Raw genomic sequence first — 19,795 nt, 5'->3', positions numbered from 1 at the left:
ACTATGCTCCTTCTTCCTGCAACGGGCCTTCGAGCCAGTCAACCTTGTTCATCTTGCGCACCAATACGAATTCATCGCGGTTGGAGCCCACCGTGCCGTAGTAATTGAAGCCGTACGCCAGCTGGGCGTAGCCGCCGATCATGTGCGTCGGCTTGGGCACGGCGCGCGTCACCGAGTTATGGATGCCGCCCCGCTTGCCCGTCATCTCCGCGCCCGGCACATTGATGATCTTTTCCTGGGCGTGGTACATCATCGTCATGCCGGCCGGAATGCGCTGGCTGACGATGGCACGCGCCGTCAGGCTGCCGTTCACGTTGAACACTTCGATCCAGTCGTTGTCGACGATGCCGGCCGTCTTCGCGTCGGTCTCGGACAGCCACACGTGCGGTCCGCCGCGCGACAGGGTCAGCATGCGCAGGTTGTCCGAATACGTGGAGTGGATGCCCCACTTCTGGTGCGGCGTCAAAAAGTTCAGCGCCAGTTCCTTGTTGCCGTTCGGCTTGGTGCCCAGCAGCGCTTCCGTCGTCTTCGTGTTGATGGCCGGCTTGTACACGCACAGCCCTTCGCCGAAGTCGCGCATCCAAAGGTGATCCTGGTAGAACTGCTGGCGGCCCGTCAGAGTGCGCCATGGGATCAGTTCATGCACGTTGGTATAGCCGGCCGTGTAGCTGACTTCTTCGCTTTCCAGGCCCGACCAGGTGGGCGAGGAAATGATCTTGCGCGGCTGCGCCTGCACGTCGCGGAAGCGGATGCTGTCATGCTCGCGCGGCAGCGCCAGGTGCGTATGCTCGCGTCCCGTGATGGCCGACAGCGCGGCCCAGGCTTTCACGGCCACGTGGCCATTCGTCTCGGGCGCCAGCGACAGGATCATCTCGGCCGCATCGATGGCCGTATCGAGGCGCGGCTGGCCCTTCGACACGCCCTCTTCGAGCACCGTGCGGTTGATGCCGCGCAGCACGTCGACTTCATGGCCCGTTTTCCAGGAAATGCCCTTGCCTCCATTGCCGATGCTTTCCAGCAGCGGGCCGATCGAGGTGAATTTCTTGTAGACGTCGCGGTAATTGCGCTCGACCACCGTCATGTTCGGCATGGTCTTGCCGGGGATGGCGTCGCATTCGCCGGCACGCCAGTCCTTGGGATCGAAAGGCTGGCCCAGTTCGCCCGGCGTGTCGTGCATCAGCGGCGTGAGGATGATGTCTTGCTGGGTGCCCAGCAGTTCGCCGCCGATTTCCGAGAATTTCTCGGCGATGCCCTTGTATATCTCCCAGTCCGACTTCGATTGCCACAAGGGCTGCACGGCTTCGGACAGCGGGTGGATGAACGGATGCATGTCCGACGTGTTCAAGTCATCTTTTTCATACCAGGTGGCCGTCGGCAGCACCACGTCGCCATACAGGCAGGTGGTCGACATGCGGAAGTCCAGCACCACCAGCAGATCGAGCTTGCCTTCGGCGGCGGGACGCACTTTCACCTGTTTCGGCGTGATGCAGTCGTCTTCGTCGCTGAGCAAGCCATTCTGCGTGCCGAGCAGGTATTTCAGGAAGTACTCATGGCCCTTGCCCGAGCTGCCGAGGATGTTCGAGCGCCAGACGAACATATTGCGCGGGAAGTTGGCCGGATTGTCCGGATCGTCGCACGAGAACTGCAGCTGGCCCGCCTTGATCTGGTCGAGCGCATACGCGGCCGGCGCCTGCCCTGCCGCCTTCGCGGCCTTGGCCACTTCCAGCGGATTGGTTTGCAGCTGCGGCGCCGATGGCAGCCAGCCCATGCGCTCGGCCTTGGCGTTGTAGTCGAGCAGGGTCAGGTCGCCCGTGCCGCCGGCCGCCGATGGCGAGGCGATGTCGCCCGTTTCCAGCTTTTCATGGCGCCATTGGCTCGTGTGGGCATAGAAGAACGAGGTGCCGTTCATCTGGCGCATCGGGCGCACCCAGTCCTGGGCGAAGGCCAAAGGCGTCCAGCCAGTTTGCGGACGCAGTTTTTCCTGGCCCACGTAATGCGCCCAGCCGCCGCCCGACTGGCCGATACAGCCGCACATCATCAGCATGTTGATGATGCCGCGGTAGGTCATGTCCATGTGGTACCAGTGATTCAGGCCGGCGCCCACGATGACCATGCTCTTGCCGCGCGTCTGGTCCGCGTTTTGCGCGAACTGACGCGCCACGGTGATGACGTCGGCGCGTTTCACACCCGTGTGCTTTTCCTGCCATGCCGGCGTGTAGGGCACGTCGTCGTCATAGCTTTCCGCCACGTTCTCGCCGCCCAGGCCGCGGTCAATGCCGTAGTTGGCCAGGGTCAGGTCGAACACGGTGGTGACCAGGCCCGTCGTGCCGTCGGCCAGGCGGATGGTTTTCACCGGCACCTTGCGCAGCAGCATGTCGGACGCATCCTTGCCGCCGAAGTAGGCGAAACCCACCTCCGTGACGGCGTCGCTGTCGTTGATCATGGACAGCATCGGCACGATGGGCACGCCGCTGCCGCCGGCCTTCTGTTCCAGGTTCCACTTGCCCGATTCGCCCCAGCGGAAGCCGATGGAGCCGGCCGGCGCGGTAATCGCACCCGTGGTTTCGTCGATGACCAGGGTTTTCCATTCCGGATTGTTGGTTTCGTCGAGGTTGTTGTCCAGGTGCGAAGCGCGCAGGAAGTAATCGGGCACCAGGGTGCCGTTATGCTCCTTGAGCAGGACCAGCATGGGGAAGTCCGTGTACTGGCGCGCATACTCGCGGAAGTAGGCGCTCTGCCCTTCCGAGTGGAATTCCTTGAGGATCACGTGGCCCATGGCCAGCGCCAGCGCGGCGTCCGTGCCCTGTTTCGGCGCCAGCCAGATGTCGCCGAACTTCACCATTTCGCCGTAATCGGGCGAGATGGCCACGGTTTTCGTGCCCTTGTAGCGCACTTCCGTGTAGAAGTGGGCATCCGGCGTGCGCGTCATCGGCACGTTCGAGCCCCACACCATCAGATAGGTCGAGTTGTACCAGTCGGCCGATTCCGGCACGTCCGTCTGCTCGCCCCACACTTGCGGACTGGCTGGCGGCAAATCGCAGTACCAGTCATAGAAACTCAGGGCCACGCCGCCGATCAGCGACAGGTAGCGCGTGCCGGAGGCATAGCTGACCATGGACATGGCGGGAATCGGCGAGAAGCCGACGATGCGGTCCGGGCCGTATTTCTTGATCGTCAGCGCATTCGCGGCGGCGATGATTTCATTCGATTCTTCCCAGGTGGCGCGCACGAAGCCGCCCAGGCCACGGATGGACTTGTACTGCTGCGAGCGCACGGGGTCCTGGCTGATCCAGTCCCAGGCCGTGACGGGATCCATGGTCTTGCGCGCTTCGCGCCACATTTCCATCAGGCGGCCGCGCACCATCGGGTATTTCACGCGCTGCGCCGAATACACGTACCAGGAATAGCTGGCGCCGCGCGGACAGCCGCGCGGCTCGTGGTTGGGCAGGTCGGGCCGCGTGCGCGGGTAATCGGTTTGCTGGGTTTCCCAGGTGATCAGGCCATTCTTGACATACACCTTCCAGCTGCACGAGCCGGTACAGTTCACGCCATGCGTGGAACGCACGATCTTGTCGTGCTGCCAGCGCTGGCGGTAGGCGTTTTCCCAGGTGCGGTCTTCATCGACCACGGTGCCATGGCCGTTCGAGAACGGCTCGGCGGGCTTGCTAAAAAATTTAAGACGGTCCAGAAAGTGACTCATGCTACCTCCACACATGCGCCGCAGGAGCGGCGCCAGGTCATAAAAACGCTGCAAGCAGGATGGCTCAAGCGTCGATACAAACAGTCTATCGATGCGCCCTGCCCGGCGGTATTGGCAAGAAGTCGGTTTCCGGCACCAGGAATGCATAGACGCGTAGTCACCCGGATAGTCACTATTGCCTATGGGCGCCGCGACCGTGCTGCGGTATACCTGTCGTCATCGTTCAACACAGAGAAAGAGCACCATGTCGATTACCGATTACGCCAGCCTGCTGCGCAGCGCCCGCGACCAGGAGCAGCCGCAACGCCTGCTGTTCACCTTTACCCAGGCGCAGGCCCAGCCTGGCGGCCAGGGCAAGTCCCTCACGCCCGTGATGTGCGCCGACAAGCTGCCCGAGGAACTGGACAGCTTCGAGACATTGAAAGAGGAATCGAAACAGATGCAGACGCACTGGGACGTGGTCTTCGTGGCAGGACTGGCTGGCCAGGACGGCCAACCGCCCGCCGCGCAGGAATGCGAGGCGCCCCTGCGCGCCATGGTGACGGCCATCGAGCAAGGCCGCATCGACAGCCTGCTGGCGTTTGACCGCAGCGGGGATTTGTTACGTTTTAGCTGAATCCGGCCACGGGCGCTCATGCAAATGGCGCGCCCGTTCGATCGGACAGACCAGCGGCAAAAACTGCTGCTGGCGCGCCGAATACGCCATCAGCGCCCCGCTGTCGATGTCGAAATACCATCCGTGCAATTTCAACACCCCCTGCTCCACCCTGCGCTTGAGCCATGGGTAGGTGAGCAGGTTGTCCAGCGACTGCAGGATGCTGGCCAGCTCGCACGCGTGGTGCTGCTCTGCCGACGAGCGGTGCGCCAGCTCGCGCCGCACACGCTGCGCCACCGGTTCGGCGATGCGCATCCACTGTCCCACGAAGTCCGTTTCCTGGCCTTCCGCGCGCGGCTGCGGTTCCAGCAGCGCGCGGATGCCGCCGCAGCGCGCATGTCCTAGCACGATGACCCTGGCCACTTCGAGCTTGCAGACGGCAAACTCGATGGCCGAGCTGACGCCGGGCGGCGCATCGGGCGTGCACGGCGGCACCAGGTTGGCGATATTGCGCACGACGAACATGTCGCCCGGGTCGCTGCCCGTCAGCAGCATGGGGTCGACGCGCGAATCGCAGCAGCCGATCAGCAAGGTCGAGGGACGCTGTCCGTCGCGCAGGCTGTCGTACAAGGTTTGCGGCTCGCTGAAATACTGCTGCTGAAACAGGCTGAAGCCGTTGACGAATTTTTCCAGTTCTTCCATCACATACTCTCATTTCCTGAACGCCTGGCAAGAACGACTTGCCAGGCGTTCTAACTAGCAAGGCATCGGCGCATTCTTGCGCGCATAGCACCACCAGGTGATGGCGATGCAGCTGACATAGAAGCCGATGAAGCACCACAGGGCCGCGTCGGGGCTGCCCGTCAGCGCAATCGACGTGCCATAGCTTTTCGGGATGAAGAAGGCGCCATACGCGGCCACGGCCGAGGTGAAGCCCAGGACAGCCGCTCCTTCCTTGTTGGCGTCAACGATGGCCTGCTCCTGCGCCGCCTTGCCCTTGCCGGCCGCCGCACGCTGGTGTTCCGTCAAGAAGATCACGGGGATCATGCGGAAGGTCGACGCATTGCCGATACCCGTGCCGGCAAACAGCAGCATGAACATCCAGAAGAAGCCGCTGAAGCTGCCACCCGCGCCACTTTGCGGCATGAAGTACAGCACGCCCAGCACGGCGCCTATCATCAGCAGGAACGACCATAACGTGACACGGGCGCCGCCCAGTTTGTCGGAAATCACGCCGCCGGCCACGCGCGCCAGCGCACCGACCAGGGGGCCGAGGAAGGCGTAATCGAGCGGGTTCACGTCGGGGAACTGGATCTTGATCAGCAGCGGAAACGCGGCCGAATAACCGATGAAGGAACCGAAGGTGCCCGTGTACAGCCAGCACATGAGCCAGTTGTGCTTGCGCTTGAAGATCACGGCCTGCTCGGAAAACGATGCTTTCGCCGACGCCAGGTCATTCATGCCGAACCAGGCCAGCAACGTGGACAAGGCGATGAACGGCACCCAGATGAAGCCCGCGTTTTGCAGCCACATGTCCTTGCTCACGCCATTCTTGACCCAGGTGAGCGAATCGCCGCCCCAGGCGCCGAAGACGGCGAAGGTGATCACCAGCGGCACGACGAACTGCACCACCGACACGCCCAGGTTACCCAGGCCCGCATTCATGCCCAACGCGAAGCCCTTGCTTGCCTTCGGATAGAAAAAGCTGATGTTGGCCATCGACGAGGCGAAATTGCCGCCGCCGAAGCCGCACAGCAGCGCCAGGATCAGCATGGTCGGATAGCCGGTGTTCACGTCCTGCACGGCCAGGCCGATGCCGATGGCGGGAATCAGCAGGGAGCCGGTGGAAATGGCCGTCCAGCGCCGGCCGCCGAAGATCGGCACCATGAACGAATAAAAGATGCGCAAGGTGGCGCCGGACAGGCCCGGCAAGGCCGTCAGCCAGAATAGCTGGTTATTGCTGTAGGTAAAACCGATGTTGGGCAGGTTGACCACCACCACGCTCCACACCATCCACACGGCGAACGCCAGCAGCAGCGCGGGAATCGAAATCCACAGATTGCGCGCGGCCGTGGCCTTGCCCGTCTTTTGCCAGAAGCTCGGGGTTTCCGGCTCCCACGTATCGATCATGTAGCGGCTCATGCTTTAGCTCCTGCGAGTTGGTTGGTAGGTGCCGCGCGCAGCGGCTTGAACGAGAAATACATCCAGACGAGGGAAACGCAGACGGTGCCGTACAGGAGCATGAAGGAGCTCGAACGCACGCCGGTGAAGTCCACCAGGGCACCGAACATCACGGGCAGGATGAAGCCGCCGAGGCCGCCGGCCAGGCCGACTACGCCCGAAACGGCGCCGATGTTGTCGGAAAAATCATCGCCGATGAACTTGAAGACGGACGCCTTGCCCACGGCCATGGCGATGCCGACGATGAACAGCAGCACGGTGAACCACAGCGGCGACAGGCCGATGTGGATAGCCAGCGGCCCCGTCACGGTCTCGATCACCATCTGCGTTTGCGGATACGACAGCAGGAAGAAGCACACCCAGCACACCCACATCACGGCCCAGGTGACCTTCGCCGCACCGTATTTGTCGGAGATCCAGCCGCCAAACGCGCGCAGCACGCCGCCCGGCAGCGAGAAGCAGGCGGCCAGCAGCGCCGCATGCTTCAGGTCAAAGCCGTATTCGGCCACGTAGTACTTCGTCATCCATAGCGCCAGCGCCACGTAGCCGCCGAACACCACCGAGTAGTACTGGCAGTAGCGCCACACGCGCGGGTCCTTCAGCACCTTCATCTGCGCCGAAAAACTTTCGCCCGATGGCGCCAGGTGCGATTTGTCCGTGTACGAAAACAGCCAGAAGATAATGGCCGTGGCCAGCATGGCCACCGCATACACCTTCGGCAGCATTTGCCAGCCGAAGGCGGCGACGATGCCCGGCGCGACGAACTTGGTCAGCGCGGAACCGGAGTTGCCGGCGCCGAAGATGCCCATCGCCAGGCCGCGGCGCTCCTTCTCGTACCAACGCGCCACGTAGGGCGTGCCTACGGAAAACGAACCGCCCGCCAGACCCACGAACATGCCCAGCACGAGGAAATGCCAGTAGGCGGTGGCGTAGGAGATCAGGTAGATCGGCACCACGCTGGCCAGCATCAGCCAGAAGAAGACGCGGCGTCCGCCGTATTTGTCCGTCCAGATGCCCAATGGCACGCGCACGAGGGAGCCAGTCAGCACGGGCATGGCGGCCAGCAGGCCGAATTGTGTTTCAGTCAAACCCAGGCTGGTCTTGATGGGGATGCCCAGCACGGCAAACATCATCCAGACTGCAAAGCAGATGGTAAATGCGAAGGTACTGCTGACCAATACGGAAAACTGCTTGCGCCGCATGCCGGGTTCGACTGCCTTGTTACTACTGTTGTTCTTAGTGCCATCTAGGGTAGCCACGATGTTTCTCCATGAATGCACTGGCCGTCTGGCCAGCCGTCCCGACCAGCTTACGTGGCAGCGGGGAAAGGCACTATCGGCCACAGGGTGATTCTGGAAAGGCAATCTGGATAGCCGCATCGGCAAAAGTGACTAGATACAGGCACGCGGACCTAGGCTGGATGGCGGGTGTTTTACAAACGGATATATTTTTGGCACACTCGGCACCGGCACAACAGGGAGCGGCATGGAGAACAGAACGGAGGCAGATGAAATCGTCACCCGCGTGGCCCAGGCTGGCGATATGGACGCCATGCTGGCTTGCGACGCGTATGCACAGGCGCACCCGGAGCGTGGCGATGCCGTGCGCGCCGCCGTGGGCAAGGGGCACAGCCAGGTGGCCATCCGCGCCGGCCAGGTGGCCGGCTATGTGCTCACGCACGAGGACTTCTTCTGCTACGGTTTTGTCTCGCTGGTGGTGGTCGCTCCCGGCCAGCAGCGGCGCGGCGTGGGACTGCGCCTGCTGGCCGCCGCCGCAGACGCATGCCGGACAGAGAAACTGTTCACCTCGACGAACCAGTCCAACGGCGCCGCGCAACGGCTGTTCGCCAGCGCGGGCTTCGTGCGCAGCGGCCGGATCGAGCATCTAGATGAAGGCGATCCGGAGCTGGTGTACGTGAAATGGTGCCGCTGATTGCGCGTCCTCCCGACGGCATATGGCGCGGCGCGCCAAAGGCGGCTATGCTGGCGCCATTGTCAACGCCTGTAAAGTCACCGCATGGATTACCTGAGTCTCAAGCACTTCCACATGGGTTGCGCCGCCGCCAGCGGCTGTCTTTTCCTCTTGCGCGGCGCCTGGATGCTGCGCGCCTCGCCCGCCTTGCAGCAGCGCTGGGTAAAAATCCTGCCGCACCTGGTCGACACGGCCCTGCTGGCCAGCGCCATCGCCCTGGCCGTGTGGAGCGGCCAGTCGCCGGGCAGCCAGCCCTGGCTGGCCGCCAAGCTGTGCGCGCTGGTGGCCTACATCGTGCTGGGCACCATCGCACTCAAACGGGGCAAGACGCCAGCCGTGCGCGGCACCGCCTTCGCGCTCGCCGTGCTGGTATTCGCCTACATCGTCGCGGTGGCTGTGACCAAGCAGGCCTGGCCACTGTGAGGCATCAGAAGAGGTAGCGCAGGGTGACGCTGGCGTTGCGCGGCGCCCCCCCAGTAACCCTGGTTGTACATGCCAAGCTGGCTGTAGTAATGCTTGTCGAACAGGTTGTTGATGTTCGCCTGCAGCGACAGCTGGCGCGACAGCGCGTATTTCGCCATCAGGCTGGCCACGGCATAGCCGCCCTGCTCCACGCGCTGCGTGCCCGTCGGCCCCGTCGGCCCCGTGGCGTCGCGGTGGGCGCCGCTCTGCCAGTTCACGCCGCCGCCCACGGACAAGGCGCGCCAGTCGCCGTGCAGCTGCCAGGTGGAAAACACGCGCGCCAGTGTTTGCGGCACATAGCTGTTCAAGCGCGCGCCCGTGTTGTCCTCGGCCGCCGCGTGCGACATGCTGGCAGATACGTTCCAGCCCTGCGCCAGCTCGCCCGATACGTCCAGTTCCACGCCCTTGCTGGTGGTGCCCGATGCCGCGAAATACGCCTGCGTCAGCGAATTGCCGACAAAATGGCCAGTGTCTTCCTGCGCCAGGCCATCTTGCGCGATGCGGAACACGGCCAGCGCCGCGTTCAACCGCCCGCCAAAATACTCGCCCTTCACGCCCGCTTCCAGATTCTTGCCCTGTACGGGGTCGAGGTAGCGGCCGAACCGGTCCTGGTAGCCCTGCGGCTTGAATATCTTGCTGTAGCTGGTGTAGAGCGCATGCTGCGCATCGATATCCCATACCAGGCCCGCATACGGCGTGACCGCATGCTTGGCATACGCGTAGCTGCCGCCCCAGTCGTCAACATGGTCGGCCTTGTAGCGGCTGTAGCGCGCGCCGACGATCAGTTTCAAGGGGTCGGCCAGCGAAAAGCGCGCCGTGCCGTAGATGCCGCGCTGCTGCACCGTATCGAGCAGCTTCCAGCGCGAAAAATTCGGGTCATTCCAGTCTGGCTCCGGCGTCACGCCCCGCCACTGATGGAAATTGCCGTAATCGACGCTGCTGCCGGCAATCCCCGGATTGCTGGAGAACTGGTTGCTGCCCGAGACGCCGAACGCCAGGTCGTGCGTGCGCCCCAGCAGCTGCAGCGGCCCTTGCACATAGGCGTCGACGCTGTCCTGGCGCCGCGTGCCCGAGTAAAACCCGGCGTAGCCCGTCACGCCCTGACCCGTGGCCTTGTCCGGCCAGGTATTGGCGAAGAGCTCGGCCGCCGAATAATCGCCCCAGCCGTGATTCAGCATGGCCGTCAGGTTCCAGCCGCTGCCCAGGCTTTGTTCCAGGCGCAAGAAGGCCGTCTGGCTGGTGCTGAACCAGCGGCTCCAGGTGGTCGCCGTGGTGGCGGAGCGGGAAAGCGTGGCGCGTTCGCCGTCCGCATACCACAGCGGCAAGCCGCCATACATGCCGCCGCGCGGACGGTTATCCTGGTATTCATAGCCGGCAATCAGCACGCTGCCGGGCGCCAGGTCCGCTTCCACGGTGGCGTAGGCCATGGCCTTCTTGCCATGATACAGATGCACATACGATTCGCTGTCCTGGTAGCTGGCCACGACCCGCCCGCGCACCTTGCCGTCCGCAGTCAAAGGCGTGGACAGGTCCGCGCTGGCGCGCGCATTGTTCCATGAACCCAGGCTCAGGGCCGCCGCGCCGGCCGGCTGCCTCGACGACGCGCGCTTGCGCACCAGGTTGATGGTGGCCGATGGCTCGCCGGCGCCCGTCAGCAGACCCGTGGCGCCGCGCACGATCTCGACCCTGTCGTAGGCCGTCATGTCCAGAGTGCTGTCGCCTACGTTGTAGGCGTTGTCGACCGTGGTGGGAATGCCGTCGTACTGATAGCTGGCGATGGAGAAGCCCCGCGCGAAGAATGAGGTACGGTCGCTGTCGTAGCGGTTGATGGCCACGCCGGCCGCGTTTTGCAGCACCTCTTCCACCGTCTGCAGATTCTGGTCATCCATCTGCTGGCGCGTGATCACGCTGACGGCCTGCGGCGTCTCGCGCACGGACAGGCCCAGACGCGTGGCTGAGCGCATGCTCTGCGTCGTATACGAGCCGCTGCCTTCCGTCGCGCCGTTCGCATCAAAGCTGGCGCTGACCTTCATTTCGGGCATGGTCTGGCCGCCATCGGCCGCTGCCACGTCAAGCACATAACCGCCATTTGCCTGCGGCACGGCGCGCAAGCCCGAGCCGGCGACGATGGCGCCCAGTGCCTCGGGCACGCTGTAGCTGCCCGTCAGGCCGACGCTGCGCTTGCCCGCCAGCGCGGCGGCCTGGTAGGAAATCATGGTGCCAGTCTCCTGGCCGAAGCGCACCAGCACCTGTTCCAGGGTGCCGCCGGGTATCGCCAGTTCGATGCGAGCCGCATTGGCTGCCTGTGCAATAGGTGCGGCAGCCAAGGCGCCGCTGGCGGCGAGCAGCCACAGGGCCTGGCTGACGGCCAGCGCCGCCACGCTGCGGCGGCATACGGTGGAAGCGGAAGCGGAAGAAGCGTACATAGGTGTTGTGCTGAGCATGCGGACTGTTTTCCTGAAAGTGAATGAAGGGTTCACTCGCTATGTCACGCGAAAATCGCAAACCCCTCACTTTTCAGAAAATAATTATGGATGCTGCCGCTGCGGCACCACGGTCACCCAGAAGCGCGTGCTCTCGCGCACGTCGACGGGCAAGGTGCGCGTCAGCATGTCGAGTACTTGCCCCGTATCGGCTAGCGGATAGATGCCCGACACGCGCAGGTGGGCGACGGCCGGATCGCAGGCCAGGCGCCCATGGCGGTAGCGGGCCAGCTCACCGACAAAATCGGCCAGCGGCATGTCGTGCACCACCAGCATGCCGGCCGTCCAGGCACCGGCGCCGGCAGGCAAGGCCTCGACGGGCCCGATGCGCCCCGCAGTAAACGTCGCTTGCTTGCCGGCCTGCAGCATGCGCGCCGCATCGGGCGCTTGTGCCGGCACAATATCGACGGCACCCGCGAACACGCCCAGGCGCGTGCGCCCCCCTTCCGCGCGCACGGCAAAGCGCGTGCCCACGGGCTGCAAGCGGCCCTGGGCCGTGCGCACGACAAAGGGCCGGCCCGCCGCATCGCGCGCCGTGGCGACCATGATCTCGCCTTTGAGTAACGTCACCAGGCGCTGGCCCGCATCGTAGCGCACGTCGATGGAGGTGGCCGTATTAAGCGCAATGCGCGTGCCGTCCGCCAGCACGACGTGGCGCAATTCGCCGGTGCCGGTGCGGTAATCGGCCAGCCAGTATCGCGCCTGCTCATCGCCGCCCGCCAGCCAGCCGCCGCCGCCCACGGCCAGCAGCGCCAGCAGCTTGAGCGACTGCCGGCGCGCCGCATTCGCCTGCGCGTGCAGCGGCTTGCGGGCCAGCGTGCCGTGCGCCAGCGGCGCGGGCAAGGCACGCATGCGCGCCACGCAGTCTTCCACATGCTGCCAGGCTTGCTCGTTTTCCGGGGCGCTGCCGCGCCAGGCGCGCCACGCCTGCTCCACCTCGGGCGCGCAATCGCCGGCCTGCAGGCGCACCAGCCATTCGACGGCTTGCAAGCTGGCCGCTCCCGGTGTAAGGGTACCCATCACGGCGCCAGCGGGGAAAAGAAGCACTGGTGCATGGCTTTGACCAGGTGGCGCTGCACGGTGGCCAGCGACACATTCAGTTCCAGCGCGATGGCCGCCTGCGGCATGCCATCGAGCTGCGACAGCAGAAAGGCGCGGCGCACGGCCGGCGCCAGGCCGTCGAGGCGGCGGTCGATGTCGAACAAGGCTTCGAGCAGGATGGCTTGCGCCTCGGGATCGGGCGCATGCCGCGGCGGCAGGTTCGCCAGGGTCTCCAGGTAGGCCGCTTCCAGGTCGCGTCGGCGGTACAGATTGCCCAGCCCCCCCTTGGCCACGGCCGTCAGGAAAGCCCGCGGCTCGCGCGCGGCGATGGCCTCGTCACGGTTCAGCAGGCGCACGAAGGTATCGTGCGCCACGTCGGCCGCGTCAAATGCGTTGCCCAGCTGGTGCCTGAGCCAGCCTTGCAGCCAGCGGTGGTGTTCGTGATACAGGCAGCCCACCTCCTGGTGAACGCCGGATTGGGAAGGCGGCACGGAAAATCTCTATATGCAAATAATAATGATTCGTATTCTAACTGGCATAACAAGTCTGGCGCAACCGCCGCGTGGCGCGCAGAAATGATAGTATTTGCAACATCCTGCACATGCCCCCTGGCCGAGCCCTACCCTGAAAGGCAAACATGCTCTTATCTGAACTGCTGACCAAGCTGACCCGCGGTGACCTGGAAGGCGAAGAACTCGACGCAGCCGTCGCCGCCATCACCGAGGCGCCCTCCGCGCCGTGCGACGAATGGATCGACAGCGATGCGCAGGCCTATGCGGTGGCGATCCTCTCGCACCTGGCCGGCTATATGGCGTCGAGCGACAAGATCGATGAGTTGCATGAACAGATACAGGAGATGTTCGACGAATTCCCCGACTTTCCGTACGACCTGCTCAAGGAAAGTGGTGGCAACGTGCTGCCCTATTTCGAGTGGCTGGATACGGAACTGGCGCAGCGCGCCGTGGAAGACGGCGGCTATGAGCTGATCCAGATCGACGGCAACGGCGGCGACGAAATGGATGCGCTGGTGGTGTACCGGCGCGACACGGACGACATCATCCAGGCGGCGGCATTGATGGACGTGACGATACGCCGGCCGCTCACCTATTATCGCGGCATCGAAGCGATGGTGGGCAAGCGGCCGTTCTGAGAACCCACGCCTATTGCATCGGCAAGGCGTTCACATCGACGGCGGGCGCCTGGCCCGTCGCGGGCCGCGTGAAGTTCTGGCCGGTTTTTACGACATCGGCGAAGAAGCCGCCGTTACGCAGATAGAACTTGCCGTTTTCCAGCCCGCCCGCATAGTCCATGCGCTGCGCCTTGGTGGCCGTGGCGTCGCCCGTGAAGCGCCCTGCCGTCACTTCGGACCAGGTGCCGGAAACGCTCCTCACCCACTGGTTGCCGAACTGGACGCGGCGCTCCGTGTAGCCCAGGGTATCGATGAAGTTCTCGAGGAAGGAATGCACGCCCGTCAGATACGTACTGATGGCCGGCCGCTTCCACGTGGCGATGTAGCGCCACTTGCCCGTTTCCGGCGCGAAGAACCAGGCCGAGTAGTCGCTGCCGCCCTTGCCGTCCGGCCGCGCGCGCGTGATGAAGCGGTACGTCGTGCCGGCCGCCCAGTTGTACGACAGATAGGTCTGCCCGCCCGTGCCCTCGCCGCCAAAGGCGTTGTCGACCACGCCGGCGCCCTTGCTGACGAGGGTGGTCTTGGCGCCATTGTCAGCGTCCCACACGGAAAACAGGATCCAGCGCTCGCTCGTCGATTTCACCTGGATACCCATGTAACCCTGGCCGAAGCCATTGGCCATGAAGTAGGAGCCGATGGCATCCTGGCCCTTGGGTATCGTCATCTCGTTATAAAAATACTCGGTACTGGCCGGCACCGTGTAGCCCATGTGCACGGACGGCCCGCGCCGCGACCAGTAGTAGTTGGCGGGATCGTTGGCGTAGTTGAGCGTGGCATTCGACGTCACCTTCAGCGCCGCAACGTCGCCGAACGTGGCCTTCACGCGCAACAGTCCCTGCATGTCCACCTTGACATAGCCGGCCGCCGGCACATTGACCGTGCCGACGGCATAGGTCTTGCGGTCCTTGCCGGCCAGCTTGACGTCGAACGGCGCGCCGTTGACCTTTACGCGGATGGTGCTGTTGCCGCCATCGGCCAGGCTGGCGTCCAGCGCCACCCGGACGGGGCCCGCGCCGGCCACGCGGAAATACGTGCTGGCGACGGCAGCCGGATTGCTCCAGCCGGCCAGGCCACGCTCGTTGATGACGGCACCCTCGTTCCCGCTGGTGATGAAGGCGTTGCCGGCCAGTTCCACGGTCGCCGTCGTGGCGGGTGCAGCCACGCTGGAGGCCAGCAAGGCCGTATTGCCGTTGCCCGTGGCGGTGGCTCCACCGCAAGCTGCCAGCAGCAAGGGCATGGCGGGAAGGATGGCATAGAGTAATGAACTTCTGTGTTTCATCAACGTCTCCTGGTGGTACGGCGGGCAGCAGGCGCAAGAAGTCCTGCGGCGTGCGCCGCGGTTGAAAAACGGATCGGGATAGAAAAAACCCGCTACGGCGGCAAGCGCGGTAGCGGGCGGTTGAAACTTAGTACTTGCCGTCGAGAGCGAAGATCGGCTTGCGCGATTTCCACTGGCCGCCCGTGAAGTCGGGGAAGTCCAGGGTCTGGAAGTTGGCGGCGATCGACTGCTCGGACAACGGCGTGATGGCGCTCCACGTCACGGCATCGTAGATATCGATCGGCATCGGCGCATTGGCCTTGAGCGCTTCGACAAAGGCGTGGATGACGAAGAAGTCCATGCCGCCATGGCCCGCGCCCTCGGCCTGGGCCGCATATTTGCGCCAGACAGGGTGCTCATACTTGTCCTGGTAAGCCTTGAAGTCATCCCATTGGTGCGGCTTGCTGACGCCTTCGATATGAATCGAATTGTTCAAGTCCATCCACAGGCCGTCCGTGCCTTGCACGCGGAAGCCCAGCGAGTACGGACGCGGCAGGCTGGTATCGTGCTGCAGGATGATGGTTTCACCGTTCTCGCACGCCAGCGTGGTGGTGACGATGTCGCCCAGCTTGAACTTCACCTTGGCGTTCGCATGCTGCGCGCCGCCCGGCTGCTTGACGATGTAGTCGTGCAAGCCACGCGCCTTGCTGGCAAAGGCGTTGATGCGCGTAAAACGGTTGCCGCGGTTGATGTTGGTGTACATGGCGCACGGGCCGATGCCGTGGCTCGGATACAGTTCGCCATTGCGCTCGACCGAATGCTGCGTGCGCCAATGGGCTTCCGACCAACCCTTTTCGCCGAATTCCACGCCGCCGCCATACGGCTTGGCCGGATTGCCGCTGTTGAATTTCACGGCGCGCAGGTCATGCTGGTAGCCGCCCTGCAGGTGCAGCAGTTCGCCGAACAGGCCCGCGCGCACCATCTGCAGCGCAGCCATCACGTCGCGGCGGTAGCACACGTTTTCCAGCAACATGTAGGGCGTGCCGGTCTTCAGCTGGGTATTCAGGACGTCCCAGTGGTCTTGCAGAGTGATGCCGGCCACCACTTCGCAGCCGACGGGTATCTTCGCCTGCATGGCGGCAATCGCCATCGGTGCGTGGAATTCCCACGGCGTGGCAATGATCACGCCATCGAGGCCGCCCGCGTCCAGCATGCGCTTGTAGGCTTTCTGGTCGCGGTCTTCGCCATACGTGCGCGGACGGGGCTTGCCCGCTTTGGCCACCTGGCCCAGCGCGTGTTTCAGCATGATCGGCTCGATATCGCACAGGGCAACCACTTCCACGTCATCGCGGCGCACCAGTTCAGCCAGCAGCACCTGGCCGCGCATGCCCGTGCCGATCAGGCCCAGGCGGACCTTGTCGCGGCCGGCCGCAGGGGCGGCGCTGGCGTCGCCAGGCAGCAATGCGCTGCCGGCCATGGCGCCACCGGCCAGCGCGGCGCTGGCGGACAGGAAATTGCGTCGATTGATTTGTGTTGTCATTGGTCTCTTCTCGCTTCCATTGGTAATGATCGTCGCCGGCCCGCCGCACGGCGGGCCGGCTGCAGGTTAATAGGTGTATTCCGCCGTGAAGCGCACCGAACGCGGCGCCGTGCGGCCAGCCACCTGCAGATAGCTGCGGGCGATGGCGCCATGGTCTTCGCGCGTCTCGTTATAGCGGGTCACGGTCTGGCTGTTGAACACGTTGAAGACGTCCACTTTCAGGCTCAGGCCCTTGACGGCGCTGGGAGTATAGGCCACATTCATGTCCAGTTGGGCTTGCCATGGCAGGCGGCCCTGGCTGCCGCGCGGCGCCGGCTTGCCATTGCAGTAGAAGTAGGAATCGCCGTAATCGTTCTCGAACCTCAGGTTGTCGGGCAGCGCGCCGATGCAGTTGCGCGGCGCGCCCGAGGTCAGCGACAGGTTGGCGCCGACCATCACGTCCGGGATGAGCTGCATGAAGCCGTAGGCCTTGAACGCGTGGCGATGGTCGCCCGGCAGGTAGCCATACGCGTTGTACATCAGTTCCTTGTGGTCGTCGCTGACCGTCAGGCCCACGTCGCCGCCGCCGATGCTGTCCGTCTGGCCTTCCATATTGCCCTTCAGGCCGGACAAGGTGTAGGTCAGCTTGCCGTACCAGCCGTTCGTGTACGGGTGCTCGACGAACAGGTTCAAGGCGCGGTAGGTGCGCGATGGCAGCGGATTGCCCCACTCCGCCGCCGAAATATCCACGCGGCGCAGGCCCTTGCCGTCGTCGAAGTCCACCATCAGGCTGTTGTCGCGGCCCGGGTTGATGATGGCGCACTGGAAGCCGCCCCAGTTGCTCGTGTCGACGCTGTTGCGCGTGGCCCAGGCTTGCAGTGGACGCGCGTCGCAGACGTCGTCGTTGGTGTCGTTCAGCTTGCGGTACAGGAAGCTGGCGCCCACCACCAGCTTCTTGCTCAGGGCACGTTCGAAACCGAGCGAGAATTCATCCTGCGACAGCGGTTTCAGGCCGATGGCCGTCACTTCGCGCGCGTCGCGGCTCTGGCCGTACGCGTTGTTGGCCGAATACGGCTTGCTGATGGCGTGCAGGCCCGTTGGCGCGCCCGTGACGGGATCGATGCCTGTGTAGGTGTACATCTCGCTGGTGGCCAGGAAGGGGCTGGCCATGTTGCTCGACAGGTTCGATGGCACGGGCAGGTGGTAGCGGCCGCCGTTGGCGAAGAATTTCAGGGTGCCGTCACCCAGGTAATCCCAGGTGGCGCCCACGCGCGGGGCGATCATGTTGCGCTGCGAGATGAAGGCCACGCCATCGGTGCTGTAGTTGGTGAACTGCTCGCGGCGCAGTCCCAGGTCCAGCAGCACCCGTTCCGTGACCTGGTAATGATCCTGGATGTACTGCGCCGATTGCACGCTGGTGGGACGCGCCAGGTTGGCGTTCAGGTCCTTGCTGACGTAATAGCCCTGCGCGCCATAGCCGCCACCCTGGGCCGGCGTTTCAAAGGCGCCGTTGATGGCCCGGTTCGGATCGGTCGCGCGCTGGTAGCTCCAGCGGTAGCCGCCGGCCAGGCTCAGGCCCACTTTCGATTCCACGTCGATGCGGTCGATGCCGCCGCGCAGCGAGTGCTTGCCCAGCTTGTATTCCAGATCCAGACGCTTGGCTTTCTGGCGGTCTTCCGACGACGGGTCGACCAGGGTGCCCGTCACCGTTTGCGGATTGGCGTACGTCAGTCCAGGCACCTGGGTCGATGCATTCGACGACGTTTGCGCCAGCAGCGGATTGTAGCCATTCGGCGTGCGCGTGTGCGACGTGCGCGATTCGCCCATCATGGCCGTCACGGTCAGGTTGTCCGTCAGGTAGCCCGTGTACTTGAAGATGTCGATATTGGCGCCCGGCGCGGCCGATGAACCGCAGCAGTTGACCGTCGTCTCGCCCTTGCCTGCCTGTACCCCATTGCTCGCATGCGTGGCGTAGCTGTAGCCATACGCCTGGCTGTCCGTCTTCGTGCGGTCATACAGCTTGGTGTATTCGAAGTGATGGTCGTCCGTCAGGTTGTAGTCCAGTTTGGCCATCATGCGGTCCACCTTGCTCTGGCTGGTGCTCCAGCCGCGCGCCAGGGCCGTGCCCGAGTCGGCGGCGGCCGCAACGGCCTGGCTGTCCGTGCGCGTCTGTTCCAGCGCCACGAAGGCGAACAGCTTGTTCTTGATCAGGGGACCGCTGCCATACAGGCCCACCACCTTGCTGGTGCTGCCATTGTCGCGGTTCCAGTACAGCAGATTGCCATCCGTCTTCGGATTGGCGCCCGTGTTCGGGTAATAGGTGTTTTCCGGCTCGCCTTTCAGCGAACGGGGGATGATGGACACCTTGCCGCCGAATTCGACCTTATTGCCGCCACTCTTGGTGGTGATGTTGATCACCCCGCCCGTGGAGCGGCCAAACTCGGAACCGTATCCGCCCGACAGCACCTGCAGGTTGGAGATCGCGCCAAACGGCAGCTCCGACGCGCCCACCTGGGTCAGGATGTTCGTGATGGGGAAACCGTTGACGTAGAACGCGTTTTCGGACTGGCCCGAGCCGCCGATCGATGGCGCATTGCCGTACACGCTGTTGGTGCCACGCGACACGCCCGGCGTCAGCTGCACGATGGAGGCGACGTCGTTGCCAACCGGCAGCGCTTTCAATTCCTTGGCCGTGAAGATCACGCCATTGTTGGTGTTCGACACATCGATCGGATTGCGCGACGCCTTCACCACGACGGTCTGCTCCTGGCCCACCGGGCCAGCCGCGCTGGCCGGGCCGAAATTCGCTTCCGCGCCGGCGCCGATCAGGGCTTCGACTTCCTGCGACGCTTCCACGCTGCCGGCACGCAGCACGCGCACCGCATAGCGGCCTGGCGGCATGGAGTTGGCCACATAGCGGCCCGCCGTATCGGGCGTCAGGCTGCGCTGCACGCCCGTCGCCAGGTTTTCCAGCACCACGGTGGCGCCGGCCGGCGCGCTCACTTCGCCGAAAATGGTACTCGTGGCGTTCGACTGTGCCCAGGCCTGGCCTGGCACGCCGGCCGCCAGGGCGATCACGATCGCGGCGGCGCGGCTGATGTCGCGCAATTTGAGTCGGGTGGTATGCATGGTGTCTCTCCGTCTATATCGAGGGTTATGCGCGCCCTCCCCGCTCCAGGGCGAAGTCGGGGGGATGCAATTTTTATGGTGGTCGTCGGAAGGTAGAGCCAGGCAGTTGCACCTTCCGGGAAATCAGTCCGTATCGGCTGATTTTCGTTTTCTTGGGATTACTTTAAAAAGAAAAATAAGTATCGTCAACAAAAAGAAAGTTATAACGCAAATTTATCGTTCAATCGGGTAAATAAATGCGATTTATCTTTCGATTCAATCAGTATC

At 63.9% G+C, this 19,795-nt stretch carries 14 protein-coding genes; 4 read left to right on the top strand and 10 right to left on the bottom strand.

The genetic code is table 11. The annotated features are described in order from the left end of the window. Nucleotide 1: 1 nt before the first annotated feature. Nucleotides 2–3,700 (bottom strand): nitrate reductase subunit alpha, encoded by a 3,699-nt coding sequence (locus AC54AF_RS00460; RefSeq protein ID WP_496634500.1) that lies wholly within the window; start codon nt 3,698–3,700, stop codon nt 2–4. 244 nt (nt 3,701–3,944) lie between these two features. Between AC54AF_RS00460 and AC54AF_RS00455 the strand changes: the two genes are divergently transcribed. Next, nucleotides 3,945–4,316, top strand: a complete 372-nt coding sequence (locus tag AC54AF_RS00455) for a ribonucleotide reductase subunit alpha (protein WP_496634498.1) — start codon at nt 3,945–3,947, stop codon at nt 4,314–4,316. On the opposite strand, the gene AC54AF_RS00450 is transcribed toward AC54AF_RS00455, so the two are convergent. Genes AC54AF_RS00450 through AC54AF_RS00440 form a run of 3 tightly spaced genes read right to left on the bottom strand, consistent with a single transcriptional unit; the run spans nt 4,302 to nt 7,678 of the window. Continuing rightward, the gene (locus AC54AF_RS00450) at nt 4,302–4,997 is read right to left on the bottom strand and encodes a carbonic anhydrase (RefSeq protein ID WP_034781617.1); all 696 of its coding nucleotides are present in this window, start codon (nt 4,995–4,997) and stop codon (nt 4,302–4,304) included. The genes AC54AF_RS00455 and AC54AF_RS00450 overlap by 15 nt on opposite strands. A 54-nt stretch (nt 4,998–5,051) precedes the next feature. After that, nucleotides 5,052–6,437 carry a NarK family nitrate/nitrite MFS transporter gene (locus tag AC54AF_RS00445; protein ID WP_496634496.1) on the bottom strand — a complete coding sequence of 462 codons (1,386 nt, stop codon included), beginning with the start codon at nt 6,435–6,437 and terminating at the stop codon, nt 5,052–5,054. Next, nucleotides 6,434–7,678: an MFS transporter gene (locus AC54AF_RS00440; RefSeq protein WP_496634950.1), complete on the bottom strand. Its 1,245-nt coding sequence runs from the start codon at nt 7,676–7,678 to the stop codon at nt 6,434–6,436. Before AC54AF_RS00440 ends, AC54AF_RS00445 begins: the two co-directional genes overlap by 4 nt. 283 nt (nt 7,679–7,961) lie before the next feature. Between AC54AF_RS00440 and AC54AF_RS00435 the strand changes: the two genes are divergently transcribed. Then, nucleotides 7,962–8,408, top strand: a complete 447-nt coding sequence (locus AC54AF_RS00435) for a GNAT family N-acetyltransferase (RefSeq protein WP_496634494.1) — start codon at nt 7,962–7,964, stop codon at nt 8,406–8,408. 84 nt (nt 8,409–8,492) lie between these two features. After that, the gene (locus AC54AF_RS00430; RefSeq protein WP_496634492.1) at nt 8,493–8,870 is read left to right on the top strand and encodes a SirB2 family protein; all 378 of its coding nucleotides are present in this window, start codon (nt 8,493–8,495) and stop codon (nt 8,868–8,870) included. On the opposite strand, the gene AC54AF_RS00425 is transcribed toward AC54AF_RS00430, so the two are convergent. The 3 genes from AC54AF_RS00425 to AC54AF_RS00415 form a co-directional block, all read right to left on the bottom strand. Next, on the bottom strand, nt 8,825–11,335 hold the full coding sequence (locus tag AC54AF_RS00425; RefSeq protein WP_496634490.1) for a TonB-dependent siderophore receptor: 2,511 nt from the start codon (nt 11,333–11,335) through the stop codon (nt 8,825–8,827). The genes AC54AF_RS00430 and AC54AF_RS00425 overlap by 46 nt on opposite strands. A 102-nt stretch (nt 11,336–11,437) precedes the next feature. Then, nucleotides 11,438–12,412, bottom strand: coding sequence for a FecR domain-containing protein (locus AC54AF_RS00420; RefSeq protein ID WP_496634488.1), 975 nt, complete (start codon nt 12,410–12,412; stop codon nt 11,438–11,440). Next, nucleotides 12,412–12,924: a sigma-70 family RNA polymerase sigma factor gene (locus AC54AF_RS00415; RefSeq protein WP_496634487.1), complete on the bottom strand. Its 513-nt coding sequence runs from the start codon at nt 12,922–12,924 to the stop codon at nt 12,412–12,414. Before AC54AF_RS00415 ends, AC54AF_RS00420 begins: the two co-directional genes overlap by 1 nt. Nucleotides 12,925–13,070: 146 nt before the next feature. On the opposite strand from AC54AF_RS00415, the gene AC54AF_RS00410 reads away from it, so the two are divergent. After that, nucleotides 13,071–13,583, top strand: a complete 513-nt coding sequence (locus AC54AF_RS00410) for a hypothetical protein (RefSeq protein ID WP_496634485.1) — start codon at nt 13,071–13,073, stop codon at nt 13,581–13,583. 10 nt (nt 13,584–13,593) lie between these two features. Here the strand turns inward: AC54AF_RS00410 and AC54AF_RS00405 are convergent, their stop codons facing one another. From AC54AF_RS00405 to AC54AF_RS00395, 3 genes are all read right to left on the bottom strand, one after another. Next, nucleotides 13,594–14,901 carry a DUF3472 domain-containing protein gene (locus AC54AF_RS00405; protein WP_496634484.1) on the bottom strand — a complete coding sequence of 436 codons (1,308 nt, stop codon included), beginning with the start codon at nt 14,899–14,901 and terminating at the stop codon, nt 13,594–13,596. A gap of 127 nt (nt 14,902–15,028) precedes the next feature. Then, complete coding sequence (locus AC54AF_RS00400; RefSeq protein WP_496634482.1) at nt 15,029–16,420, bottom strand: Gfo/Idh/MocA family protein; 1,392 nt, start codon at nt 16,418–16,420, stop codon at nt 15,029–15,031. A 66-nt stretch (nt 16,421–16,486) separates the two neighbouring features. Then, the gene (locus tag AC54AF_RS00395; protein ID WP_496634480.1) at nt 16,487–19,528 is read right to left on the bottom strand and encodes a TonB-dependent receptor; all 3,042 of its coding nucleotides are present in this window, start codon (nt 19,526–19,528) and stop codon (nt 16,487–16,489) included. Nucleotides 19,529–19,795 lie beyond the last annotated feature (267 nt).

The sequence above is a fragment of the Janthinobacterium sp. JF4 genome, assembly GCF_059617925.1.
The sequence above is the reverse complement of the archived record's forward strand: the minus strand, read 5'-3'. Positions and strand labels throughout refer to the sequence as shown.